This window comes from Streptomyces sp. NPDC050388 (assembly GCF_040655635.1).
Lineage (GTDB): Bacteria > Actinomycetota > Actinomycetes > Streptomycetales > Streptomycetaceae > Streptomyces.
In genome coordinates, this window is the sequence record NZ_JBFAKH010000018.1 from 61081 (window position 1) to 84110 (window position 23030).

A 23030-nucleotide genomic window follows, 5' to 3' on the forward strand; every position below is an offset into this window, starting at 1 on the left:
GATAACATCTGGCCTCGATGGACACCGAAGCACAGTCGACGGAGCGCGACCGCTCCTCCCACCCGGTCGGACCCGAGGAGACCTCGGAGGCCCCGGGTCCGGAGGAACGGTCGCGCTCCTCGTTGGTGCCGCGTCTCGTGGGCGGGCTCCCCGGAGGATGGATCACCGCGACCCTGCTGTCGGTGCTGCTGCTCCTGTTCGCGCTCAGCACGTTCGTGGCACGGCCGTTCCAGATCCCCAGCGGATCGATGGAGCCCTCGTTGAGGGCCGGGGACCGCGTTCTCGTACTGAAGTCGGCATACCGTTTCGGAGCCGGGCCGCAACGTGGCGACGTGGTTGTGTTCGACGGCACCGGGTATTTCGGGGACACCGACTACATCAAGCGCGTTGTCGGTGTGGGTGGGGACCACGTGGTCTGCTGCGACAGGGAGGGGAGGATCCTGGTGAACGGTCGGTCGGTCGACGAGTCGGGCTTCCTGTTCCCCGGCGAGAGCGCCTCCACCGTCCCCTTCGACGTGGTCGTGCCCGAGGGGCGCCTGTTCGTCCTCGGTGATCACCGCAGCGACTCCAGCGACTCCCGCGACCACCTCGGATCGCCCGGCGGCGGCATGATCCCGGTGAGCGCGGTGATCGGCCGCGCCGACTGGATCGTCTCGCCCTTCGACCGCACCACCCGGCTGCACCGTCCCGACGCCTACGCGCGCGTGCCGGCACCGGGGACGAACGCGGCGCACCCCGGGGAGGGGGCCCATGGGTAACCGCGGCAAACCCCGCGGCGTCCCGGTGAGCGCCGCGGAGAACCTGCTGCCCACCGGCGCTCGCCGCGCGGTCAGCGCGGCCGACGGGAGGAGCCGGGCCGACCGGCGCAAGCTCCAGCGGAAGGTCAAACGGCGGCGCAGGCGCGGCGCGGTCAAGGAGATACCGCTCCTGATCGGGGTCGCCGTCGTGATAGCGCTGGTGCTGAAGACGTTCCTCGTCCAGGCCTTCGTCATCCCGTCCGGCTCCATGGAGCAGACGATCCAGGTCGGCGACCGCGTCCTGGTCGACAAGCTCACCCCGTGGTTCGGCTCCAAGCCGCAGCGCGGGGACGTCGTCGTGTTCAAGGACCCCGGCGGCTGGCTGCAGGACGAGCAGACCACTCCCACGAGGGACGATCCGGTCGGCGTCAAGCAGGTCAAGGACGGGCTCACCTTCATCGGGCTGCTGCCGTCGGAGAACGAGAAGGACCTCATCAAGCGGGTCGTCGGAGTCGGCGGCGACCAGGTCAAGTGCTGTGACACACAGGGCCGGGTCACCGTCAACGGCGTACCCCTGGAGGAGGGCGACTACCTCTACCCGGGCAACGCCCCCTCCACGACGCCGTTCGAGGTCACCGTGCCCGAGGGGCGCCTGTGGGTGATGGGCGACCACCGGTCCAACTCCGCCGATTCCCGTTCCCACCAGGACACCGACTACGGCGGCACCGTCTCCGAGGAGGAGGTGGTGGGCCGGGCCATGGTCATCGCCTGGCCGTTCGCTCACTGGAACACTCTGGACGAACCAGAAACCTATGCGTCCGTGGCGGACCCGACACGCGGGTCGAGCGTTGCCGCCCCGCTGTCGCATAGGGTTGCCCAGAACCATTCGAACGGAATGGTTCAGCTCCCGAGCCCTGCGGAACTCCCGCTCGTTATGGGAGTGGTGGGCCTGCGCCGCGCATGGGGCAGGCGGCGGCACAGAGTGAGGAGCTGGCGTGGGGGATGTGGCGGTTGGCGCACGATCCGGAGCCGACGGCGAGGAGCACCGCGATCGGCCCGCGGAACCGGAGGGCCCGGCCGGGGACAGCGCCGCGACCTCCGGGAATGACTCCCCGGCGGTCGAGGAGGGCAGCGTGAGCGACGACCGGACGAGGACCGGGGACCAGGGGTCGGGCGATTCGCCCCGCCAGGAGAAGAAGCCGCGCTCCTTCTGGAAGGAACTGCCCATCCTGGTCGGTATCGCGCTGGTGCTGGCGCTGCTGATCAAGACATTCCTGCTGCAGGCGTTCTCGATCCCGTCGGACTCGATGCAGAACACCCTCCAGCAGGGTGACCGCGTCCTGGTCGACAAGCTCACCCCCTGGTTCGGTTCCGAGCCCGAGCGCGGCGAGGTCGTGGTCTTCCACGACCCCGACAACTGGTTGGCGGGCGAGCCGACGCCGGAGGCCAACGCGTTGCAGAAGATCCTCAGCTGGATCGGCCTGATGCCGTCCGTGGAGGAGAAGGACCTGATCAAGCGGGTCGTCGGGGTCGGCGGAGACGTCGTCGAGTGCAAGGGCACCGGGCCGCTGACGGTCAACGGCGTCGCCCTGAACGAGGCGTCGTACGTCTATCCGGGCAACACACCGTGCAGCCAGGACGACCAGGGCGGCCAGTTCAGGGTCGTGGTGCCCGCGGGGCACATCTGGGTCATGGGCGACCACCGGCAGAACTCCCGGGACTCCCGGTACAACCAGGCCGACGAGAACCACGGCATGGTCCCGGTGCAGGAAGTCGTCGGCCGTGCCGTCGTCATCGGCTGGCCGGTCAGCCGCTGGGACTACCTCGAGGTCCCGGCCACCTTCGACCAGCCCGGGCTGAACAACGAGGCGTCGGTCGGGGCGGCCCTGTCGGTGGCGCCCCAGGGGCTCGCGCTGATGGGCGTCGTGCCGCTGGTGCTGTGGCGGCGCAGGCCCGGTGGGGGCGGCGAGCGCTGAGCGCCGCCGAGGAGGGGCTGACCCGGTTCGGTACCGCCGGGTAGGGTGCCGTCCATGACTGGTCGGAGCACGACGCGTACGGCTTCGCGGGGCGACGGTGCGGGCCGGGGCCCGGCGGGCGGTCGGACCGGGCAGCGCCTGTCCTCACTGGCCGTGGCGCTGGGCATGGTGCTCTTCCTCGGCGGGTTCGCCTGGGGAGCGCTCGTGTACCGGCCTTACACCGTGCCCACCACCTCGATGGCGCCGACGATCGGCGCCGGTGACCGGGTGCTGGCCCAGCGCATCGACAGCGGTGACGTCCGCCGCGGTGACGTCGTGGTCTTCGAGGACGTGAACTGGGCGAACGTACCGGTCCTCAAGCGGGTGGTCGCCGTCGGCGGCGACACCGTCTCCTGCTGCGAGGACGGCCGGCTGGAGGTCAACGGTACGAAGATCGACGAACCCTATCTCTCCGAGGACGAGGTGGCCGGGTTCAGCGGCTTCCCGGAAGTGACCGTGCCGACGGGCCGACTGTTTCTGCTCGGTGACGAGCGCGCCGGTTCCGTGGACTCCACCTCCCATCTCACCGACGCCGCGAACGGCACCGTCTCCCGCAAAGCCGTCCAGGCCCGGGTCGACGCCGTGGTCTGGCCGATGGAGGGCATGCTGAGGGCCCCCACCGGCTTCGAGGAACTCGGTGCCCTCTCTTCGCCGGGGCCGCTGCGGGCGGTCGTCGCCCTGGTGATCGCCGGCGCGGTACTCATCTTCGGCGGCGCCGCGTACGGTCCCCTCGCCGAGCGGGCCGGATCCTCCCGGGCGCGGAAGGCGGCCGTGGGGGCGTCCGGTGGCCGCTGAGCCGGTCCGCCCGGCCGAGGACTCCTACGACGGCGGGCTGCGCAGGGTCGCCCGCGTGGTGCTGCTCGACCCGCGGGACCGCATCCTGCTGCTGCACGGTCATGAACCGGACGACCCGACCGACGACTGGTGGTTCACACCCGGCGGCGGCGTGGAGGGCGACGAGACCCGGAAGCAGGCCGCGCTGCGGGAACTCGCGGAGGAGACCGGCATCACCGAGGTGGAGCTGGGGCCCGTGCTGTGGCGGAGGCAGTGCTCCTTCCCGTTCGCGGGCCGCCGCTGGGACCAGGACGAGTGGTACTACCTCGCCCGCACCACCCGAACGGCCACCAAAGCCACGGCGCTGACCGAACTGGAGCAGCGCAGTGTCGCCGGAGCGCGCTGGTGGACGTGCCCGGAACTGGCGCGGGCGCATGAGACGGTGTACCCGACCAGACTCGCCGAACTGCTGCGCACGCTGCTCGAGGAGGGCCCTCCGGCCGGACCCGTGACCCTCGACACCGAGATCGTCCAGTGAAAGGTCCCGGGAACTGTCCGGCAGGGCAGACCGGCTTCAGAGAACGGAGGCCCCTGGGACTGGCGCACAATGGTGGGATCGCACGGGTGAAGGGGAACATGCCATGAGCGCCGAGGACCTCGAGAAGTACGAGACCGAGATGGAGCTCAAGCTCTACCGGGAGTACCGCGACGTCGTCGGTCTGTTCAAATACGTGATCGAGACCGAGCGCCGCTTCTACCTGACCAACGACTACGAGATGCAGGTGCACTCGGTCCAGGGCGAGGTGTTCTTCGAGGTGTCCATGGCGGACGCCTGGGTCTGGGACATGTACCGGCCGGCCAGGTTCGTGAAACAGGTGCGCGTCCTCACGTTCAAGGACGTGAACATCGAGGAGCTCAACAAGAGCGACCTGGAGCTCCCCGGCGGATGACAGGAGCCCCCGGCGGGTGACGGAGTTGTCCACAACCGCCGGTTTGTCCACCAAGATCCACTTCGGGCGGCCGACTGCGTGACGGTTGGTGCCGGAGGTGGTGCCGACATGAACACCCAGCAGGCACGCAGCGCACTCGGCAGGTACGGCGAGGCGCTGGCCGCGCGGCGGCTGGCGCAGGCCGGAATGACGGTCCTGGAGCGCAACTGGCGCTGCGGCAGAACCGGCGAGATCGACATCGTGGCCAGGGACGGGGACGTCCTCGTCGTCTGCGAGGTGAAGACCCGCAGGGCCGCGTCCTTCCAGCACCCCATGGCGGCCGTCGATCCGGCCAAGGCGAGCCGCCTGCGGGACCTGGCGCAGCGCTGGCTCCAGGCGCACGGGGGAGCACCGCCCGGTGGCGTCCGCATCGACCTGATCGGCGTCCTGCTGCCGGAGCGGGGCGCGCCCCGGGTCGAGCACGTCCGGGGGGTGGCCTGAGATGGGGTTCGCCCGTACCTGCTCGGTGGCGCTGGTGGGCGTCGAGGGCGTGGTCGTGGAGGTCCAGGCCGACCTGGAACCGGGAGTGGCGGCGTTCACCCTGGTGGGGCTGCCGGACAAGAGCCTGACGGAGAGCCGGGACCGGGTCAGGGCCGCCGTGGTCAACTCCGGTGCGGAGTGGCCGCAGAAGAAGCTCACCGTGGGACTCAGCCCGGCATCGGTGCCGAAGGCCGGCAGTGGCTTCGACCTGGCCGTCGCCAGTGCCGTCCTGGGCGCCGCCGAGCGGATCGACCCGCGGGTGCTCGCCGACCTCGTGATGATCGGTGAGCTGGGACTGGACGGCAGAGTGCGACCGGTCCGGGGCACGCTGCCCGCGGTCATCGCGGCGGCCGACGCGGGGTACGAACAGGTGGTGGTGCCCGAGTGCGCCGCCGCCGAGGCCTCGCTGGTGCCGGGTGTGTCGGTGCTGGGCATCCGCAGCCTGCGCCAGCTGATCGCCGTACTCACCGACGAACCCGTACCCGAGGAGGAACCCGGTGGCCAGGGGCGGCCCGATCCGCTCCTGGCCGGGCTACGGGTCCCCGGCACCGGCGCGGCCACCGGCATGCACAGCGCCGGCGCGGCCCACTACGACCCCGGCTGCGACCTTGCCGATCTCGCCGACGTCGTCGGCCAGCTTCCGGCGCGGACCGGGGTGGAGGTGGCGGCGGCCGGCGGGCACCACCTGTTCCTCGAAGGACCGCCGGGCGCGGGCAAGACCATGCTCGCGGAGCGGCTGCCCTCGCTCCTGCCCCCGCTCGACCGGCAGGAGTCGCTGGAGGTCACGGCGGTGCACTCGGTGGCCGGCCTGCTGCCCCCGGGCAAGCCCCTGATCGACACCGCCCCCTACTGCGCCCCGCACCACTCGGCCACGATGCAGGCGCTCGTCGGCGGCGGCCCCGGAATCGCCCGGCCCGGAGCGGTGTCCCTCGCGCACCGGGGTGTGCTCTTCCTGGACGAGACCCCCGAGTTCGGCGGCCGTGCCCTGGACGCCCTGCGTCAGCCGCTGGAGGCCGGGCACGTCGTCCTCGCGCGCAGTTCCGGCGTGGTGCGCTTCCCGGCGAGGTTCCTGATGGTGCTCGCCGCCAACCCCTGTCCCTGCGGCCGCTTCTCGCCGAAGGAGGCCCTGTGCGAGTGCCCGCCCTCGTTGATCCGCCGCTACCAGGCCCGGCTGTCCGGCCCGCTGCTCGACCGGGTCGACCTGCGGGTCGAGGCCGAGCGCGTCACACGTGCCGAACTGACCGCCGACGGGGCCCGCGGTGAATCCACCGCCACGGTCGCCGACCGGGTGCGCGCGGCCCGCGAGCGCGCCGCCGCGCGGCTCGCCGGCACCCCGTGGCGCACCAACGGCGACATCCCCGGACGGGAGCTGCGCCGCCGCTGGCACGCGGCGCCCGGCGCGTTGGAGGACGCCGAGCGGAGCCTGGAGCGCGGTGTGCTCAGCGCCCGCGGACTCGACCGGGTGCTGCGGGTCGCCTGGACCGTCGCCGACCTGGTCGGCCACGACCGGCCCGACGTCACGGACGTCGCCCTCGCGCTGCAACTGCGCACCGGTGTCCCCCGCGGCGTGCCCATGGCCATCGGAGCGCTGACATGAGCCGCGCCGACGAGCCCGCGGGCGGGCGGCCCGGCCATGAACCGGCCGACGGCCGCGGTGACGAGTTCCTCGCCCGGATCTTCCTCACCCGTGTCCTCGAACCCGGCGACGAGACCGGTGGGCGGTGGGTGCGGGAACTGGGCGCGCGGGAAGTGGTGTCACGGCTGCGGGAGGGAGCCGAGCCGCTGCCGGGGGTGAGCGGCCGGCGGTGGGTCGGACTGCTGGCGCGGAGCGCGCGGGCCGAACCGGACCGGGATCTCGCCGTCGCGCGGGACGCCGGGACACGGTTCGTGTGCCCCGGGACGGCCGAGTGGCCCCGGCAGCTCGACGACCTGGGGGACGGCCGGCCCCTCGGGCTGTGGGTGCGCGGCCCGGCCGACCTGCGGATGTGGGCGCTGCGCTCGGTCGCCGTCGTCGGCGCCCGCGCCTGCACCGAGTACGGCGCCCACATGGCTGCCACTCTCTCCGCCGAACTCGCCGAACGCGGCTGGGTCGTGGTCTCCGGCGGCGCCTACGGGGTCGACGGCGCCGCCCACCGCGGTGCGCTCGGCTCGGGCGGCGCCACCGTCGCCGTACTCGCCTGCGGAGTCGACCGGCCCTACCCGCGCGGACACACCGGACTGATCACCAGGATTGCGGAACAGGGGCTGGTGATCGGCGAGCTGCCGCCCGGTGAGCACCCGACGCCGAGCAGATTCATCCTCCGCAACCGGGTCATCGCCGCGCTCACCCGGGGCACCGTGGTCGTCGAGGCCGCCCACCGCAGCGGCTCCCTGGTGACCGCCAGGGCGGCCCGGCGCCTGGGACGCCACACGATGGGGGTGCCCGGGCCGGCCACCAGTGGGCGCTCCGCCGGGGTGCACGAACTGCTGCGGCAGGAGGCGGTGCTGGTCACCGACGCCGCGGAGGTCATCGAGCTGGTCGGAGACATGGGCGAACTGGCCCCGGACCGGCGCGGCCCGGTACTGCCCCGCGACCTGCTGGATCCGGCCACCCGCCAGGTCCTCGACGCGCTGCCGGCGCGGGTGGCGTCCGGGGTGGACGGGATCGCGCGCGGTGCGCGCACCACCCGCGACGACGCGATCGCGAGACTGTACGAACTGCGAGCACTTGGATACGTCGAACGACACGGCGACGACTGGAAGTTGACACGCCAGGCGGTGATCCCGGTCGGGGACGGCTCCGATGATCACTGACGGAGTGTGTTCGGCCGTCCGGGGGAACGTCCACGTCCCTTGGAAAATACGTCAGTTGGGACACCCGGGTGAACACGCAGAGCGACGAGTGCGGCCCGGTGGGGCCGGGGTCGGGACACCTCCACGCGCGCCCCGACCTCACTTCTTCGCGCACCGCGACTCCACAGTCACGCTACGCTCACAAGCGTCCCGATACGGAAAGACAGCACGGAAGGGCACCACGGCAGGCGATCCGGGCAGGCACAGACGGGCGGCTCGGTATCGGACAGACAGCTCACGCAGACGGCGACGGTCCGCTGCAGAACGGCACAAGGCGACGAATGCCCCAGCACACCTCCGGGTCCGACCGGGCGGCGATCCCCCCAGCCGCCCGTGACGGTGGCAGCGTGCGACCGCCCGCTCCCTCGACGCTCGACGAGCTGTGGCGGTCGTACAAGGCGACGGGGGACGAGCGACTGCGGGAGCAGCTGATCCTGCACTACTCGCCGTTGGTGAAGTACGTCGCGGGCCGGGTCAGCGTGGGGCTGCCGCCCAATGTGGACCAGGCGGACTTCGTCTCCTCCGGGGTGTTCGGACTGATCGACGCGATCGAGAAGTTCGACGTCGACCGGGAGATCAAGTTCGAGACCTACGCGATCACCCGCATCAGGGGCGCGATGATCGACGAGCTGCGGGCCCTGGACTGGATTCCGCGCTCGGTGCGGCAGAAGGCGCGCAACGTCGAGCGGGCTTACGCGACGCTGGAGGCCCGGCTCAGGCGCACGCCGACGGAGAGCGAGGTCGCCGGCGAGATGGGTATCGCCGTGGAGGAGCTGCACGCGGTTTTCAGCCAGCTGTCCCTCGCGAACGTCGTCGCCCTGGAGGAGCTGCTGCACGCAGGGGGCGACAGCGGCGACCGGCTCAGCCTGATGGACACCCTGGAGGACACCGCCGCCGACAACCCGGTGGAGGTGGCCGAGGGCCGGGAGCTGCGAAGGTTCCTCGCACGGGCGATCAACACGCTCCCGGAGCGGGAGAAGACCGTGGTCACGCTGTACTACTACGAGGGGCTCACCCTGGCCGAGATCGGCCATGTGCTGGGGGTCACGGAGAGCAGGGTCAGCCAGATCCACACCAAGTCCGTACTCCAGCTGAGGGCGAAACTGGCGAGCTTCAGCGGCTGAACCGGCCGCTCGGCAGGCTGCAGGGGCACCCGTCCCACCTGCGGTTTCGGTCTGGGGACTCCCCCCTCGTGCGGGGCGTCCGTAAAGTGGTGGGCGTGCCAAGGATTCGAGCGGCCTCCGTGGCCGAGCACCGGTCGATGCAGCGAGCCGCCCTGCTGGACGCGGCACGCTCCCTGCTGTCCGAGGGCGGTACGGAGGCGCTGACCTTCCCTGCCCTCGCCGAGCGCACCGGCCTGGCGCGCTCCTCCGTGTACGAGTACTTCCGCTCCCGCGCGGCCGTCGTCGAGGAGCTGTGCGAGGTCGACTTCCCGGTCTGGGCGGCCGAGGTCGAGTTCGCGATGGCCGCGGTCGAGGGCGCCGAGGCCAAGGTCGAGGCGTACGTCCGCAAGCAGCTGGAACTGGTCGGGGACCGGCGTCACCGGGCCGTGGTGGCCATCTCCGCGAGCGAACTCGACGCGGGTGCCCGGGAGAAGATCCGCGCGGCGCACGGCGGACTCGTCGCGATGATCGTCGAGGCGCTGGGTGAACTGGGCCACGAACAGCCCCGGCTCGCGGCGATGCTGCTCCAGGGCGTGGTCGACGCCGCCGTGCGCCGGATCGAACTGGGCGCCGCGGAGAACCCCGAGACGATCACAGAGGCGGCGGTCGCCATGACCCTCCGGGGCGTCCGGCCCTGATCCGTCCGGCCCTGGCCCCGCTTCTCCGGTGCCCCGGTCACTCCGGCAGCGGTACGCCGAGGACCGGGAGGAGCCTTGAGGGGCCGCCGAGCAGGTGGGGCGGGAGCAGGGCGAGCGGGTTGAGGTAGACGTCCGCTCTCAGCAGGCCCCAGTGCAGGCAGGGAGCCGTGCAGTGGGAGCCCGTGGCCGCCACCGTGCCGATCACCTCGCCCGGTGCCACCTCGGCCCCTTCCTCCACCGACGGCAGGACCGGCTCGTAGGTCGTACGCAGAGGTGGGGCCCCCGTGCCGGACAGCTCCACCGAGACGACGCCCCGGCCGGCCACCGGGCCGGCGTAGGAGACCCGGCCCGCCGCCACCGCCCGTACCGGGGTCCCCGGCGCCGCCGCCAGGTCCACACCGCGGTGCCCGCGTCCGTACCTGGTCTCCGGCGGTTCCCAGCCGCGCAGCACCCGGGGCCGCACCCCCACGGGCCAGGCCCGCCCGACGGCCGGCACCCCGGACCCGGGATCCGCCGCCCCGGCACCGGAACCGGTGTCGGCGGTATCAGCAGTATCAGCGGTATCAGTGCCGGCATCCGGCGGAGCCGTGCCACCCGTCCGAGCCACGAGCAACGGCAGCGAAGGCGGCGGTGGTGACAGCAGCGCCGTCGGAGTCAGGACCAGCAGGACGGCCATGCGCGCACACGTCCTCAGAAATCGGCTCACTCGCATGCGGGGAGCCTCCCCGAGATCCGTGATCACCGCCGGGACCTGTGGACCACCGGCCGGTTGTGGACAACGACGTCACCCGGCGCCCCGTGGGTCCCGTACACTTCTGGGTGGCGATCCGGGTCACCGGGTCGACTTCGCACGCCCCGACATCAGGTCCGGTCACGACCGCACGGTTACGACCGCTCCCGGTGTCAGCGCCCCTCGGTCCTCTGTGGCAACGGCGCGTCGTGGGCGTCAGGCGCGGGAACCGCCGGCTCCCGCGGCACAACCGAGAAACCCAAGGAGATACGGCCATGGCCGTCGTCACGATGCGGGAGCTGCTGGAAAGCGGCGTCCACTTCGGTCACCAGACCCGCCGTTGGAACCCGAAGATGAAGCGCTTCATCTTCACCGAGCGCAACGGCATCTACATCATCGACCTACTCCAGTCGCTGTCGTACATCGACCGCGCCTACGAGTTCGTCAAGGAGACGGTCGCCCACGGCGGCACGGTCATGTTCGTCGGTACGAAGAAGCAGGCGCAGGAGGCCATCGCCGAGCAGGCCACCCGCGTCGGCATGCCCTACGTCAACCAGCGCTGGCTGGGCGGCATGCTCACCAACTTCTCGACCGTCTACAAGCGTCTGCAGCGCCTCAAGGAGCTCGAGCAGATCGACTTCGAGGACGTGGCCGCCTCCGGCCTCACCAAGAAGGAGCTGCTGGTCCTCTCCCGCGAGAAGGCCAAGCTGGAGAAGACCCTCGGCGGTATCCGCGAGATGCAGAAGGTGCCCAGCGCCGTCTGGATCGTGGACACCAAGAAGGAGCACATCGCGGTCGGTGAGGCCCGGAAGCTCAACATCCCGGTCGTCGCCATCCTCGACACCAACTGCGACCCCGACGAGGTCGACTACAAGATCCCGGGCAACGACGACGCGATCCGCTCGGTCACCCTGCTCACCCGCGTGATCGCCGACGCGGTCGCCGAGGGCCTCATCGCCCGCTCCGGTGTCGCCACCGAGGGCAAGGGCGAGAAGGCCGCCGGCGAGCCCCTCGCCGAGTGGGAGCGCGACCTGCTCGAGGGCGAGAAGAAGGCCGACGAGACCCCGGCCGCCGCCGAGGCCGAGAAGCCGGCCGAAGCCCCCGCGGCTGAGGCCCCCGCGACCGAGGCCCCCGCGACCGAGGCCCCCGCGACCGAGGCCCCCGCGGCCGACGCCGCCCCGGCCGCCGAGGCCGAGCAGGCCTGACCGGCCCGTCCGTGCGGATACGGCGGGAGCGGGCCACATGAAGTCTGCTCCCGCCGTTCACCCGTAGGTCAGCGGTGAGTCCGCGCTCTGCGTCTACACGTAGATCGCGGACCCGCAGATCTCCGAACCTCCAGACTTCGAGAAAGACTCACAGACTCATGGCGAACTACACCGCCGCCGACGTCAAGAAGCTCCGGGAGCTCACCGGCGCCGGCATGATGGACTGCAAGAAGGCGCTGGACGAGGCCGAGGGCAACGTCGAGAAGGCCGTCGAGGCGCTCCGTATCAAGGGCCAGAAGGGCGTCGCCAAGCGCGAGGGCCGCTCCGCCGAGAACGGCGCCGTGGTCTCGATCATCGCCGACGACAACGCCTCCGGCGTCCTCGTGGAGCTGAAGTGCGAGACGGACTTCGTCGCCAAGGGCGAGAAGTTCCAGGGCGTGGCCACCGCCATCGCCGAGCACGTCGCCAAGACCTCCCCGGCCGACATCGAGGCCCTGCTCGCCTCCGAGATCGAGGCCGGCAAGACCGTCCAGGCGTTCGTCGACGAGGCCAACGCCAACCTGGGCGAGAAGATCGTCCTGGACCGCTTCGCCCAGTTCACCGACGGCTACGTGGCGGCGTACATGCACCGCACGATGCCCGACCTGCCCCCGCAGATCGGTGTCCTCGTCGAATTCGACAAGCCGAATGCCGAGGTCGCCAAGGGCGTCGCCCAGCACATCGCCGCGTTCGCGCCGAACTACCTCTCCAAGGAGGACGTGCCGGCCGAGGTCATCGAGACCGAGCGCCGCGTCGCCGAGGAGACCACCCGCGCCGAGGGCAAGCCCGAGGCCGCCCTGCCGAAGATCGTCGAGGGTCGCCTCAACGGCTTCTTCAAGGACGCCACGCTGCTCGGCCAGCCCTACGCGCTGGACAACAAGAAGTCCGTCCAGCAGGTCCTGGACGAGGCCGGTGTCACCCTGAAGCGCTTCACGCGCATCAAGGTCGGCATCTGAGTCCGTACCGCGACGGGCGCGCGACCCCGATAGGGTCGTCAGCAGTCGTTCGGACACGCCGTCACGCACGTGCGCGTGCCGGGTGACAGCAGATCTGACGAGGAGGCCATTGCCGCATGGGATGCGAAGCACACCCCGCCGGCAGTGGCCTCCTTCGCATGTGCAACACGTGAAAGAGGCGGGATCCCCATGACCACCAAGGCCGAGAAGAGCGACGACGGCAAAGTACGCGGCCGGTTTCTGCTGAAGCTGTCCGGAGAGGCATTCTCCGGTGGCGGCGGCCTGGGCGTCGATCCCGACGTGGTGCACGCTGTGGCACGCGAGATCGCGGCGGTCGTCCGTGACGGCGCGCAGATCGCCGCCGTCATCGGCGGCGGCAACTTCTTCCGCGGCGCGGAACTGCAGCAGCGCGGCATGGACCGGGCCCGCTCCGACTACATGGGCATGCTGGGCACCGTGATGAACTGCCTGGCGCTCCAGGACTTCCTGGAGAAGGAAGGCGTGGACTGCAGGGTGCAGACCGCCATCACCATGGGCCAGGTCGCGGAGCCCTACATCCCCCTGCGAGCCGTACGGCACCTGGAGAAGGGCCGAGTGGTCATCTTCGGCGCCGGTATGGGCATGCCGTACTTCTCCACCGACACCACCGCCGCCCAGCGCGCCCTGGAGATCGACGCCGAGGCGCTGCTGATGGGCAAGAACGGTGTGGACGGGGTCTACGACTCCGACCCGAAGACCAACCCCGACGCGGTGAAGTTCGACCACCTCGGGTACGGGGAGGTCATCACGCGTGACCTGAAGGTCGCCGACGCCACGGCCATCACCCTGTGCCGCGACAACAAGCTCCCGATCGTCGTCTTCGAACTGCTGACGGAGGGCAATATCGCGCGCGCCGTCAAGGGTGAGAAGATCGGCACACTTGTGGGTGACCAGACGGACCGGAACTGACCGGACCAGAACCACCCGTCCGAGTCAGGACACTCCTGGGAGCGGACGGACCGGGCCGGGCCGGGGGATGGACAACGTCCCGCCGGTCGGGAACCGTGCAGGAAGAAGACGCGACGCAGCCGGCCGCCGCCCCGCCAGGGAACCGCTGCCGGGCCTACTCAAGACACGCAGGAGCAAGTGGTGATCGAAGAGACCCTCCTCGAGGCCGAGGAGAAAATGGAGAAGGCCGTCGTGGTCGCCAAGGAGGACTTCGCCGCGATCCGCACCGGTCGTGCGCACCCGGCGATGTTCAACAAGATCGTGGCTGACTACTACGGCGCACTGACGCCGATCAACCAGCTGGCCTCGTTCTCCGTGCCCGAGCCGCGCATGGCCGTGGTGACGCCGTTCGACAAGAGCGCCCTGCGCAACATCGAACAGGCCATCCGCGACTCCGACCTGGGCGTCAACCCGAGCAACGACGGCAATATCATCCGCGTGGTGTTCCCCGAGCTCACCGAGGAGCGCCGCCGCGAGTTCATCAAGGTCGCCAAGGCCAAGGGAGAGGACGCCAAGGTCTCCATCCGTGCCGTGCGCCGCAAGGCCAAGGACGGCATCGACAAGATGATCAAGGACGGCGAGGTCGGCGAGGACGAGGGCCGCCGTGCGGAGAAGGAGCTCGACGACACCACCGCGAAGTACGTCGCGCAGGTGGACGAGCTCCTGAAGCACAAGGAAGCGGAACTGCTCGAAGTCTGATGAACGACTCTTCCTGGGGGGCGCCGCCGCAGGCCGGGTACTGGGGGCCGCCCGAGCAGGGGTCCGCCCAGGGAGCTGTCCCGGCGGCTCCCACGTACGATGCGCACTACGCGCAGCAGACTCGCCCCATGCCCATCGTGCCCGACCTGCCCGAACACGGTGCCGATCAGGACATGGGCCGGGGGACCGCTCGGCTGGGCGGCCCTCTGTTCCCAGACGAGACGACGCGGGCGCGCCCCCATCCGGGGGAGATGCCGCAGAATCCGGAGCCCATGCCCGACGCCCCGCAGCCGGCGCCCCCGCCGCAGAAGAAGAGCGCGGGACGCGACCTGGGCGCCGCCATAGGGGTCGGTGTCGGGCTCGGCGCTGTGATCGTCGTGTCGCTGTTCGTCGTCAAGGCGGTCTTCGTCGGCGTCGTCGCGGCCGCAGTCGTGGTGGGCCTGTGGGAGCTGACCAAGCGGCTGGAGGAGCGCAAGGGGATCCGGGCGCCGCTCGTGCCGCTCGCGCTCGGCGGCGCCGCCATGGTCGTCGCCGGGTACGTCCGGGGCGCCGAGGGCGCGTGGGTCGCCATGGCGTTCACCGCGCTGGCGGTGCTGGTCTGGCGGATGGCCCAACCGCCCGAGAACTACCTCAGGGACGTCACTGCGGGGATCTTCGCCGCGTTCTACGTGCCGTTCCTGGCGACCTTCGTCACGATGATGCTGGCCGCGGACGACGGGCACTGGCGGGTCCTGGTGTTCCTGCTGCTCACTGTCATAAGTGACACCGGTGCGTACGCCGTCGGCTGGCGCTTCGGCACGCACAAGCTCGCCCCGCGCATCAGCCCCGGCAAGACCCGCGAGGGCCTGCTGGGCGCGGTCGGGTTCGCGATGGCGGCGGGCGCGCTGTGCATGCAGTTCCTGATCGACGACGGCACCTGGTGGCAGGGGCTGCTGCTCGGCCTCGCGGTCGCCGTCAGCGCCACTCTCGGCGACCTGGGCGAGTCCATGATCAAGCGGGACCTGGGCATCAAGGACATGGGCACCCTGCTCCCCGGCCACGGCGGCATCATGGACCGCCTGGACTCCCTGCTGCCCACGGCCCCGGTGGTGTGGTTGCTGCTGGTCGTGTTCGTCGGCAGCTGACCCCGTCGGCCCCGGACCTCTTCGAGCCCCCGCGTCCCGCCGGACGCGGGGGCTCGCCCCGTCGGAGGAGGGCCCGACCGCCCCGAGCACGTCCGCCGCCGTTCCCCGCCGCCCTGTCCGGCGCGTGCACCCGTGGGTAGGGCTCCGCCACGGTGCAGGCACGGCTGGGGGACGACGGCAGGTACCGGGGTGAGCTGCCGTGCCGATGGTGTGACACCCTGATCGACCAGGGCGGGCGGCGCGGACCGCGTCCGTACTGCCGGATGTCCCACCGCTGGAAGAGCTACGGCTCCTGGGCCGTGGCTCTGGTCGATGGGTTGTTCCGAGAGCTCCAGGGAGCCCTCGGACGACTCGCGCGGTCACCCGTTTGGATCTGCGGCACCGGTACCGCCATGCCTGAGCCCGCGAGCCGAGGAGAAGACTGCGGTTCAGTACCAGAAGGCCTTGACGACGGCGTGCCCCGTGGGGACGGTCCGGGTGTAGAAGGCCTGCAGGTCGGTGTGGTGGGTGGGAACCAGCCCTTGACCTCAGCCTCGTCGAAGGCAGAGAAGGGGGGCAGGACCTTCGGCCGGGCCGCGTCCCAAAGAGCATCGAAGGAAACCGCAGCCAGGAAGTCCGCTACTTCGCGCACCTGGGCGGGGCGGAGTATCAGAAACGGCGGCTGGTCGTGGGTGGCGTGGTACACAGGACTGCCCCCGAAGACCGGAAGCTCCCAGTCAGGAGAGCCCTGCAGGGTGTACGCCGCTTCGTAGACCTCATGGAGGGCGGGAAAGTGGTACTCCACGACTTCGGCTGTTCCGGCCCGGCGCTCGGCCTGGAAGCGGTCGAAGTCCCCGGCGGCCCCCATGAACTCCTCCAGCCAAGCCCAGTCCTCTCGGATCTCGGACTCCGGCATGGCGCGCAGCTGCATTTTGATGCTCATGCCGCGCATTCTGGCCGAGGCAACCGACAACGCTGAGTCGGTCGGCTGACATCAACGGCTGACACCAACAGGTACGGGCAGCGCCGACCAACGCCGAATCACAACGGACGATCAGCCAAGGACACCGGCCGGCCGGCCGACGTTGCCGATGCCCCATGATCGACCTGACAAGGATGAGGCCAAACCTCAAAACCTGAGTACCGCACGGGGCTGTCCTCCACCGATGGACGGCCCCGTGGGCTTGACTTGGTCCGCCGACCGCGTGGTCAACGTCCAGCGTCGATGTCGCCGGGCCCAGAAGGCACGGCGGATGAATCCCTCGCGCCTCGCCGAACTCCCACGAGCCCGCCCAGCGCAGGACCACACCACAGCGCGACCAAACCAGGGAGCGACACACCGATGCCCCCGCCCATCACCACAGCAAGGAACACGCACAGCAGCAGGGCTTGCGAGATCAGGTAGACCGTGACCTTCCGCCGCACGCTCCAGTTCCACGTGCGCTCAAGGAGCCACCGACGCATAGTTCCCCCTGCCCGAGCCGTCCCAGCCGACCCGGAGCCTACGGCGCCCGATGGTGCACGCCCAGCCCATCTCGCCGCTCCACTGACAGTGTGGGGCGCCAACTGCGCTCAGCCGGACGGGAAGGCACTGGCGACCCGCAAGGGCCGGAGAAGGCCACCTGTGCCCCTTGCGTGCCCGACCCGGCAGCGACCGGCGGGGAACAACGGGGAACCTCGGCGAACAGCCCGAGAACACGCACGTCAGCGTCTCGCCAGCTCAGCCCCGGTCCGCATACGCGATCTCCCGAACTAGTCTCCGATGCTTCCCGAAACTCTTGGTTCCGGGCGCAAGCTCCGCACGAAGAGCGGCACCGACAACAGGAGCAGGGCTCCTTCGACGGCCAGGCTGACCAGCCCAAGCGGCTCTGTCCAATTGCCGATGTCATCGCTGTAGTCGGGCAGTCCTGGCCCTCGGGAGAGGATGTAGCCCACCAGGGGGCCGAGGGCGACTCCGACCGCCAGCAGCCATCCCAGTCGTACGAGGCCGAGGAGAAGCAGTACCGCCGCGACCACAGCCGCGATCTCCAGGACGTGGTAAGCGATGCCTATGTAGGAGGGGTCCCTCGTTGCCGTGATGCCGCCTTGGTCCACAACGTGGACACCGGCCACCACAAGGCACAGCAGAGATCCCGCCCACCGGGCCACCCAGGTGGCTTCCGGCACTATGGCAGTGCGGTGTGACATGCGAAGGCACCTTCTCCTTCCTTCAGGGCCGGGGAACCCGTCGCGCCACAGTCACCTCTGGCCGGCTCCTGAACAGGCAACGGGACGGCCCCGTGACTCCCAGCCTCAGCGGGCAATCGTTCGCTGTCGCTCCCCGCAGTGCAGACGAGTGATGCGGGCTGCCGTCGATCAACCGGCCGGTCCCTCGTGATCAGCTCTGGGCCGTCCCTGGGCCGTCCGAGGCCGCTCAGTGGCGACCGGTGACGACTGCCAACGACAGTCGTAGCGAGCGTCAGCCCCAGGTCACCCGTTTGGATCTGCCACACTGGTACCGCCATGCCTAAGCCCGGAGAACTCACTTTTGTCGCGCCGCGCGGAGCCAAGAAGCCGCCGCGGCACCTTGCCGACCTCACGCCCGCCGAGCGCAAGGAGGCGGTCGCGGCGGCCGGTGAGAAGCCGTTCCGCGCCAAGCAGCTCTCGCAGCACTACTTCGCGCGGTACGCGCACGACCCTGAGCAGTGGACCGACATTCCCGCCGGTTCCCGCGCCAAGCTCCAGGAAGCGCTGCTCCCCGAGCTGATGACGGTCGTCCGGCATCTGTCGACCGACCAGGGCACCACCCGCAAGACGCTGTGGAAGCTGTTCGACGGAACCCTCGTCGAGTCGGTGCTCATGCGGTACCCGGACCGGGTGACGATGTGCATCAGCTCGCAGGCGGGCTGCGGCATGAACTGCCCCTTCTGCGCGACCGGGCAGGCCGGGCTCGACCGGAACCTGTCCACCGCGGAGATCGTGCACCAGATCGTGGACGGCATGCGGGCGCTGCGGGACGGCGAGGTCCCCGGGGGGCCGGCCCGGCTGAGCAACATCGTCTTCATGGGGATGGGCGAGCCGCTCGCCAACTACAACCGGGTGGTGGGTTCGATCCGCCGCCTGACCGACCCCGAGCCCGACGGGCTCGGGCTGTCGCAGCGCGGGATCACCGTCTCGACCGTCGGTCTGGTGCCGGCGATCAACCGGTTCTCCGACGAGGGCTTCAAGTGCCGCCTCGCCATCTCCCTGCACGCGCCCGACGACGAACTGCGCGACACCCTCGTCCCCGTGAACACGCGGTGGAAGGTGCGCGAGGTCCTCGACGCCGGTTTCGAGTACGCGGCCAAGTCGGGGCGCCGGCTGTCCATCGAGTACGCGCTGATCCGGGACATCAACGACCAGGCGTGGCGCGGCGACCGGCTCGGGCGGCTGCTGAAGGGCAGGCCCGTGCACGTCAACCTCATCCCGCTCAACCCGACGCCCGGCTCCCAGTGGACCGCCTCGCGGCCCGAGGACGAGAAGGCGTTCGTGGAGGCGATCGCCGCGCACGGCGTGCCGGTGACGATCCGGGACACCCGCGGACAGGAGATCGACGGGGCCTGTGGCCAGCTCGCCGCGAGCGAGAGGTAGCCTGGCCGGCGTAGAAGACGTTGCAAGGACAACAACTTCATATCGGGTAAACACACGTTCATATTCCGACAGGGGAGCGCCACAGCGCTGAGAGTGCGGCATCGGCCGCAGACCCTCCGAACCTCGCCCAGGTCATTCTGGGTAGGGAGATCGGTCATCACTCGAGCTGTTGTGCCCTGCCCGGGGCACCCGTGAGGGGTCCCGGACAGGGCCGCGTCTCTTCCTGGTCACTCCCAGGAGGAATCCGGTGAATCCGGTGAGCATCACCAAGAAGGTCACGATCCTGGCCGTCGGGCTGGGCCTGGTCACCCTGTCCGCCTGCGGCTCGTCCGGCGGCGACGACCAGGAGTCCGGGTCCGGCGGGTCCGGGACCGTGACCCTCGTCAGCCACAACTCGTGGGCCGCGTCGAAGGACGTCATCGCCGCCTTCGAGAAGAAGTCCGGCTACAAGGTCAAGGTCCTGGAGGACGGCGACGCCGGATCGGCCGTGAACAAGGCGATCCTGACCAAGGACAACCCCCAGGGCGACGTCTTCTTCGGCGTCGACAACACCTTGCTGTCCCGCGCTCTCGACAACGGGCTGTTCCAGTCGTACGAGGCCGAGGGCTCCGACCTGATCCTTCCCGAGTACCGCGTCGACGAGGACAAGCACCGGGTCACGCCGGTCGACACCGGCGACGTCTGCGTCAACTACGACAAGGAGTGGTTCAGCGAGCGCGACCTGACCCCGCCGAAGACCTTCGACGACCTGATCAAGCCCGAGTACAAGGACCTCCTCGTCGTCGAGAACGCCTCCACCTCCTCGCCCGGCCTCGGCTTCCTCCTCGGTACGGCCGCGAAGTACGGGGACGAAGGCTGGACGGACTACTGGAAGAAGCTCAAGGCCAACGGCGTGAAGGTGGTCGACGGCTGGGAGCAGGCCTACAACGAGGAGTTCTCCGGCTCGGCCGGCGGCAAGCAGGCGGGGGGCGACCGGCCGCTGGTGGTGTCCTACGCCTCCTCCCCGCCCGCCGAGGTGATCTACGCCGACCCGCAGCCGACGACTGCTCCCACCGGTGTCGCCGACGGCACCTGCTTCCGTCAGGTCGAGTACGCGGGGCTGCTCAGCAACGCGAAGAACCCCGAGGGCGGCAAGGCGCTGCTCGACTTCCTGCTCACCGAGGAGTTCCAGGAGGACATGCCGCTCAACATGTTCGTCTACCCGGTGCGGGAGGGTGCCCAGGTGCCCGAGGAGTTCACGAAGTACGGGCCGCAGGCGAAGGACCCGGAGACGATGGACCCGGCGAGGATCGCCGACAACCGTGACCAGTGGGTCAGGTCGTGGACCTCGCTCGTACTGAAGTGAGCCGTACCGCCGCCGTGCGAGAGCGCGGGCGAAGGCGGCGGCGCGGGACCGCGGCGCGGCTCGGCCTGATGGCCGTGCCCGTCGCGTTCTTCGCCGTCTTCTTCGCCTACCCCGTCACCGCGATCGTCGCGCGCGGTCTGAAGGTCGACGGGGTCTGGCAGTTCGGGCGGATCGGGGACGTCCTGGCGCAGTCCGACATCCGGCAGGTGCTGTGGTTCACCACCTGGCAGGCGCTGGTCTCCACCGCCCTCACCCTGTTGATCGCCCTGCCCGGCGCGTATGTCCTCGCCCGCTTCGACTTCCCCGGCAGACAACTGCTGAGGGCGGTGGTCACCGTCCCCTTCGTGCTGCCGACGGTCGTCGTCGGTACGGCGTTCATGGCGCTCGTCGGGCGCGGCGGCCTCCTCGACGAGTGGTGGGGTCTGCGGCTGGACACCACCGTGTGGGCGATCCTGCTCGCGCACGTGTTCTTCAACTACGCCGTCGTCGTGCGGACCGTGGGCGGACTCTGGGGGCAGCTGGATCCGCGGCAGGAGGAGGCCGCGCGGATGCTCGGTGCCTCACGGTTCACCGCCTGGCGGACCGTCACCCTGCCCGCGCTCGCGCCGGCCGTGGCCGCCGCGGCGCTGATGGTCTTCCTGTTCACCTTCACCTCCTTCGGCGTGGTGCAGATCCTCGGCGGGCCCACCTTCGCCACCCTCGAAGTGGAGATCTACCGGCAGACCTCGGAGATCTTCGACCTGTCCACCGCCGCCGTCCTGACGATGATCCAGTTCGTCGCGGTGGGCGCGATCCTCGCCCTGCACGCCTGGACCGTACGGCGGCGGGAGACCGCGCTGCGACTGGTGGACGCCTCCGTGACCGCGCGCCGGCCGCGCGGTGCCGGGCAGTGGGCGCTGCTCGCCGGGGTCGTCGCCACCGTCGCCGTCCTGCTGCTCCTGCCTCTCGCGGTGCTGGTGGAACGGTCCTTCGGCGACGTCGGGTCCGGCTACTACCGGGCGCTGACCCGTGACGACGGAGGAGTGTTCCTGGTCGCGCCGATCGAGGCGGTCGGCAACTCCCTGCAGTACGCGGCCCTGGCCACCGTCATCGCCGTGGTGATCGGCTCCCTGGCGTCCGTCGCGCTCACCCGGCGGGACGCGGGGCGGCTGGTGCGCGGCTTCGACGCCCTGCTGATGCTGCCGCTCGGGGTGTCCGCCGTGACCGTCGGCTTCGGGTTCCTGATCGCTCTCGACGAGCCGCCACTGGACCTGAGATCCTCCTGGATCCTGGTGCCGCTCGCACAGGCACTGGTCGGTGTCCCGTTCGTCGTGCGGACCATGCTGCCCGTGCTGCGGGCCGTGGACGTGCGGCTGCGGGAGGCGGCGGCGGTGCTCGGGGCGTCACCGTGGCGGGCCTGGCGCGAGGTGGACCTGCCGATGGTGCGGCGGGCGATGCTCATCGCGGCCGGGTTCGCCTTCGCGGTGTCGCTGGGCGAGTTCGGCGCGACGGTGTTCATCGCGCGGCCGGACCACCCGACCCTGCCGGTGGCCGTGGCCCGGCTGCTCAGCCGGCCGGGGGACCTCAACTACGGCCAGGCGATGGCCCTGTCGACGATTCTGATGATCGTGTGCGCGGTGGCGCTGCTGGCGCTGGAGCGGCTGCGGACCGATCGATCCGGGGAGTTCTAGATGCTGTTGAGCCTCGAGACCGCCACCGTCCGGTTCGGCGGACGGGCGGTGCTGGACGCCGTCGACCTGGGGGTCGCCGAGCACGAGATCGTGTGCGTGCTCGGGCCCAGCGGCAGCGGCAAGTCCACGCTGCTGCGGGCGGTGGCAGGGCTGCAGCCCCTCGACGCGGGGCGGATCTCGCTCGCCGGGCGCGACCAGGCGGGCGTGCCCGCGCACCGGCGTGGGGTCGGGCTGATGTTCCAGGACCACCAGTTGTTCCCGCAGCGGGACGTGGGCGGAAACGTGGCCTTCGGGCTGCGGATGCGCGGCACGTCACGGACCGAACAGGCGGACCGTGTGGAGGAGTTGCTGAACCTCGTCGGACTCCCCGGAGCAGCCGGGCGGGCGGTGGCGGCGCTCTCCGGTGGAGAGCAGCAACGTGTCGCCCTGGCCCGCGCCCTGGCACCCAGCCCCAGGCTGCTGATGCTCGACGAACCGCTCGGCCAGCTCGACCGGACGCTCAGGGAGCGGCTGGTCGTCGAACTGCGTGAGCTGTTCGGCCGGTTGGGCACCACCGTGCTCGCCGTGACGCATGACCAGGGTGAGGCGTTCGCGCTGGCCGACCGGGTCGTGGTGATGCGGGACGGGCGAATCGCCCAGTCCGGTACGCCCCTTGAGGTGTGGCAGCGTCCGGCCGACGCGTTCGTGGCGCGCTTCCTGGGTTTCGAGAACGTGGTCGAGGCGACGGTCGGCGCGGACGTCGCGGTGACGCCGTGGGGCAAGGTCCCGGTGCCGGCGGGCACCCCGCAGGGCACGCGGACGCTGCTTGTCCGGCCCGCCGGGGTCCGGCTGGCCCCGGCCGAGACGGGGCTGCGCTGCACGGTGACCGCGCGCACCTTCCGGGGCACCCATGTCGCGGTCCGCCTCCAGCCCGAGGAGGCGCCCCGGCTGGAGGCCGCCTGCGCGCTCCGAGCGGCACCCGATGTCGGGGACGAGGTCGGGGTGGAGTTCGACGCGGCCGAGGTCGTCGTACTGGACTGACCTGCGGCGGACGCGCGATGGCCCGCCCCCGGCGGGGAC

Annotated in this window: 23 protein-coding genes and 1 riboswitch; of the genes, 20 read left to right on the forward strand and 3 right to left on the reverse strand. The window is 70.6% G+C overall.

Going from position 1 to position 23030, the window contains the following annotated elements; translation table 11 throughout:
• The first annotated feature begins 17 nt into the window (after positions 1-17).
• The 11 genes from lepB (AB0I73_RS13125) (at position 18) to AB0I73_RS13175 (ending at position 9628) form a co-directional block, all read left to right on the forward strand.
• The gene (gene lepB / locus AB0I73_RS13125; protein WP_363036693.1) at positions 18-758 is read left to right on the forward strand and encodes a signal peptidase I; all 741 of its coding nucleotides are present in this window, start codon (positions 18-20) and stop codon (positions 756-758) included.
• A complete protein-coding gene (gene lepB / locus AB0I73_RS13130; RefSeq protein WP_363036695.1) occupies positions 751-1845 on the forward strand; it encodes a signal peptidase I in 1095 nt (364 codons plus the stop codon). Before lepB (AB0I73_RS13125) ends, lepB (AB0I73_RS13130) begins: the two co-directional genes overlap by 8 nt.
• A complete protein-coding gene (lepB, locus tag AB0I73_RS13135; protein ID WP_363036697.1) occupies positions 1733-2713 on the forward strand; it encodes a signal peptidase I in 981 nt (326 codons plus the stop codon). The genes lepB (AB0I73_RS13130) and lepB (AB0I73_RS13135) overlap by 113 nt, the downstream gene beginning before the upstream one ends.
• Positions 2714-2767: 54 nt before the next feature.
• Positions 2768-3547, forward strand: coding sequence for a signal peptidase I (lepB, locus tag AB0I73_RS13140; RefSeq protein WP_363036699.1), 780 nt, complete (start codon positions 2768-2770; stop codon positions 3545-3547).
• Positions 3537-4064: an NUDIX hydrolase gene (locus tag AB0I73_RS13145; protein ID WP_363036701.1), complete on the forward strand. Its 528-nt coding sequence runs from the start codon at positions 3537-3539 to the stop codon at positions 4062-4064. The genes lepB (AB0I73_RS13140) and AB0I73_RS13145 overlap by 11 nt, the downstream gene beginning before the upstream one ends.
• 103 nt (positions 4065-4167) lie before the next feature.
• Complete coding sequence (locus AB0I73_RS13150) at positions 4168-4476, forward strand: DUF2469 domain-containing protein (protein WP_003965949.1); 309 nt, start codon at positions 4168-4170, stop codon at positions 4474-4476.
• 78 nt (positions 4477-4554) lie between these two features.
• Positions 4555-4956 (forward strand): YraN family protein, encoded by a 402-nt coding sequence (locus AB0I73_RS13155; protein WP_363036703.1) that lies wholly within the window; start codon positions 4555-4557, stop codon positions 4954-4956.
• A gap of 1 nt (position 4957) precedes the next feature.
• Positions 4958-6592, forward strand: coding sequence for a YifB family Mg chelatase-like AAA ATPase (locus AB0I73_RS13160; protein WP_363036705.1), 1635 nt, complete (start codon positions 4958-4960; stop codon positions 6590-6592).
• A complete protein-coding gene (dprA, locus tag AB0I73_RS13165) occupies positions 6589-7788 on the forward strand; it encodes a DNA-processing protein DprA (protein ID WP_363036707.1) in 1200 nt (399 codons plus the stop codon). The genes AB0I73_RS13160 and dprA overlap by 4 nt, the downstream gene beginning before the upstream one ends.
• A gap of 320 nt (positions 7789-8108) precedes the next feature.
• Complete coding sequence (gene whiG, locus AB0I73_RS13170) at positions 8109-8951, forward strand: RNA polymerase sigma factor WhiG (RefSeq protein WP_363036709.1); 843 nt, start codon at positions 8109-8111, stop codon at positions 8949-8951.
• A 119-nt stretch (positions 8952-9070) separates the two neighbouring features.
• Positions 9071-9628: a TetR/AcrR family transcriptional regulator gene (locus AB0I73_RS13175; RefSeq protein WP_109381785.1), complete on the forward strand. Its 558-nt coding sequence runs from the start codon at positions 9071-9073 to the stop codon at positions 9626-9628.
• Positions 9629-9665: 37 nt separating this feature from the next.
• Here the strand turns inward: AB0I73_RS13175 and AB0I73_RS13180 are convergent, their stop codons facing one another.
• Positions 9666-10304, reverse strand: coding sequence for a M23 family metallopeptidase (locus AB0I73_RS13180; protein ID WP_363036711.1), 639 nt, complete (start codon positions 10302-10304; stop codon positions 9666-9668).
• Positions 10305-10633: 329 nt separating this feature from the next.
• Here AB0I73_RS13180 and rpsB point away from each other — a divergent pair, with 329 nt between their 5' ends.
• From rpsB to AB0I73_RS13205, 5 genes are all read left to right on the forward strand, one after another.
• Positions 10634-11563, forward strand: coding sequence for a 30S ribosomal protein S2 (gene rpsB / locus AB0I73_RS13185; protein ID WP_363036713.1), 930 nt, complete (start codon positions 10634-10636; stop codon positions 11561-11563).
• Between the two features lie 158 nt (positions 11564-11721).
• Positions 11722-12558, forward strand: a complete 837-nt coding sequence (tsf, locus tag AB0I73_RS13190) for a translation elongation factor Ts (RefSeq protein ID WP_363036715.1) — start codon at positions 11722-11724, stop codon at positions 12556-12558.
• 189 nt (positions 12559-12747) lie between these two features.
• Positions 12748-13506: a UMP kinase gene (gene pyrH / locus AB0I73_RS13195; protein ID WP_202276293.1), complete on the forward strand. Its 759-nt coding sequence runs from the start codon at positions 12748-12750 to the stop codon at positions 13504-13506.
• Positions 13507-13686: 180 nt separating this feature from the next.
• Complete coding sequence (frr, locus tag AB0I73_RS13200) at positions 13687-14244, forward strand: ribosome recycling factor (RefSeq protein WP_109381790.1); 558 nt, start codon at positions 13687-13689, stop codon at positions 14242-14244.
• Positions 14244-15368: a phosphatidate cytidylyltransferase gene (locus AB0I73_RS13205; RefSeq protein WP_363036717.1), complete on the forward strand. Its 1125-nt coding sequence runs from the start codon at positions 14244-14246 to the stop codon at positions 15366-15368. Before frr ends, AB0I73_RS13205 begins: the two co-directional genes overlap by 1 nt.
• Before the next feature lie 283 nt (positions 15369-15651).
• On the opposite strand, the gene AB0I73_RS13210 is transcribed toward AB0I73_RS13205, so the two are convergent.
• Both AB0I73_RS13210 and AB0I73_RS13215 read right to left on the reverse strand, forming a co-directional pair.
• Positions 15652-16290: a DUF1877 family protein gene (locus AB0I73_RS13210; RefSeq protein WP_363036719.1), complete on the reverse strand. Its 639-nt coding sequence runs from the start codon at positions 16288-16290 to the stop codon at positions 15652-15654.
• A gap of 809 nt (positions 16291-17099) precedes the next feature.
• Positions 17100-17534 (reverse strand): hypothetical protein, encoded by a 435-nt coding sequence (locus AB0I73_RS13215; RefSeq protein WP_363036721.1) that lies wholly within the window; start codon positions 17532-17534, stop codon positions 17100-17102.
• Positions 17535-17849: 315 nt separating this feature from the next.
• Between AB0I73_RS13215 and rlmN the strand changes: the two genes are divergently transcribed.
• From rlmN to AB0I73_RS13235, 4 genes are all read left to right on the forward strand, one after another.
• Positions 17850-18956 (forward strand): 23S rRNA (adenine(2503)-C(2))-methyltransferase RlmN, encoded by a 1107-nt coding sequence (rlmN, locus tag AB0I73_RS13220; RefSeq protein WP_363036723.1) that lies wholly within the window; start codon positions 17850-17852, stop codon positions 18954-18956.
• A gap of 60 nt (positions 18957-19016) precedes the next feature.
• Positions 19017-19122, forward strand: a riboswitch (TPP riboswitch).
• Between the two features lie 90 nt (positions 19123-19212).
• Positions 19213-20301 carry a thiamine ABC transporter substrate-binding protein gene (locus AB0I73_RS13225; RefSeq protein WP_363036725.1) on the forward strand — a complete coding sequence of 363 codons (1089 nt, stop codon included), beginning with the start codon at positions 19213-19215 and terminating at the stop codon, positions 20299-20301.
• Between the two features lie 68 nt (positions 20302-20369).
• Positions 20370-21971, forward strand: coding sequence for an iron ABC transporter permease (locus tag AB0I73_RS13230; protein ID WP_363036727.1), 1602 nt, complete (start codon positions 20370-20372; stop codon positions 21969-21971).
• Entirely contained in the window at positions 21972-22991 is a 1020-nt protein-coding gene (locus AB0I73_RS13235; protein WP_363036729.1) for an ABC transporter ATP-binding protein, read from the forward strand.
• Positions 22992-23030: the final 39 nt, after the last annotated feature.

Coding starts and splice junctions, on each gene's coding strand:
- lepB (WP_363036693.1), top strand. CDS start 18: ATGGACACCGAAGCACAGTCGACGGAGCGCGACCGCTCCTCCCACCCG.
- lepB (WP_363036695.1), top strand. CDS start 751: ATGGGTAACCGCGGCAAACCCCGCGGCGTCCCGGTGAGCGCCGCGGAG.
- lepB (WP_363036699.1), top strand. CDS start 2,768: ATGACTGGTCGGAGCACGACGCGTACGGCTTCGCGGGGCGACGGTGCG.
- AB0I73_RS13150 (WP_003965949.1), top strand. CDS start 4,168: ATGAGCGCCGAGGACCTCGAGAAGTACGAGACCGAGATGGAGCTCAAG.
- AB0I73_RS13160 (WP_363036705.1), top strand. CDS start 4,958: ATGGGGTTCGCCCGTACCTGCTCGGTGGCGCTGGTGGGCGTCGAGGGC.
- dprA (WP_363036707.1), top strand. CDS start 6,589: ATGAGCCGCGCCGACGAGCCCGCGGGCGGGCGGCCCGGCCATGAACCG.
- whiG (WP_363036709.1), top strand. CDS start 8,109: ATGCCCCAGCACACCTCCGGGTCCGACCGGGCGGCGATCCCCCCAGCC.
- AB0I73_RS13180 (WP_363036711.1), bottom strand. CDS start 10,304: ATGGCCGTCCTGCTGGTCCTGACTCCGACGGCGCTGCTGTCACCACCG.
- rpsB (WP_363036713.1), top strand. CDS start 10,634: ATGGCCGTCGTCACGATGCGGGAGCTGCTGGAAAGCGGCGTCCACTTC.
- tsf (WP_363036715.1), top strand. CDS start 11,722: ATGGCGAACTACACCGCCGCCGACGTCAAGAAGCTCCGGGAGCTCACC.
- pyrH (WP_202276293.1), top strand. CDS start 12,748: ATGACCACCAAGGCCGAGAAGAGCGACGACGGCAAAGTACGCGGCCGG.
- AB0I73_RS13205 (WP_363036717.1), top strand. CDS start 14,244: ATGAACGACTCTTCCTGGGGGGCGCCGCCGCAGGCCGGGTACTGGGGG.
- AB0I73_RS13210 (WP_363036719.1), bottom strand. CDS start 16,290: ATGAGCATCAAAATGCAGCTGCGCGCCATGCCGGAGTCCGAGATCCGA.
- AB0I73_RS13215 (WP_363036721.1), bottom strand. CDS start 17,534: ATGTCACACCGCACTGCCATAGTGCCGGAAGCCACCTGGGTGGCCCGG.
- rlmN (WP_363036723.1), top strand. CDS start 17,850: ATGCCTAAGCCCGGAGAACTCACTTTTGTCGCGCCGCGCGGAGCCAAG.
- AB0I73_RS13230 (WP_363036727.1), top strand. CDS start 20,370: ATGGCCGTGCCCGTCGCGTTCTTCGCCGTCTTCTTCGCCTACCCCGTC.
- AB0I73_RS13235 (WP_363036729.1), top strand. CDS start 21,972: ATGCTGTTGAGCCTCGAGACCGCCACCGTCCGGTTCGGCGGACGGGCG.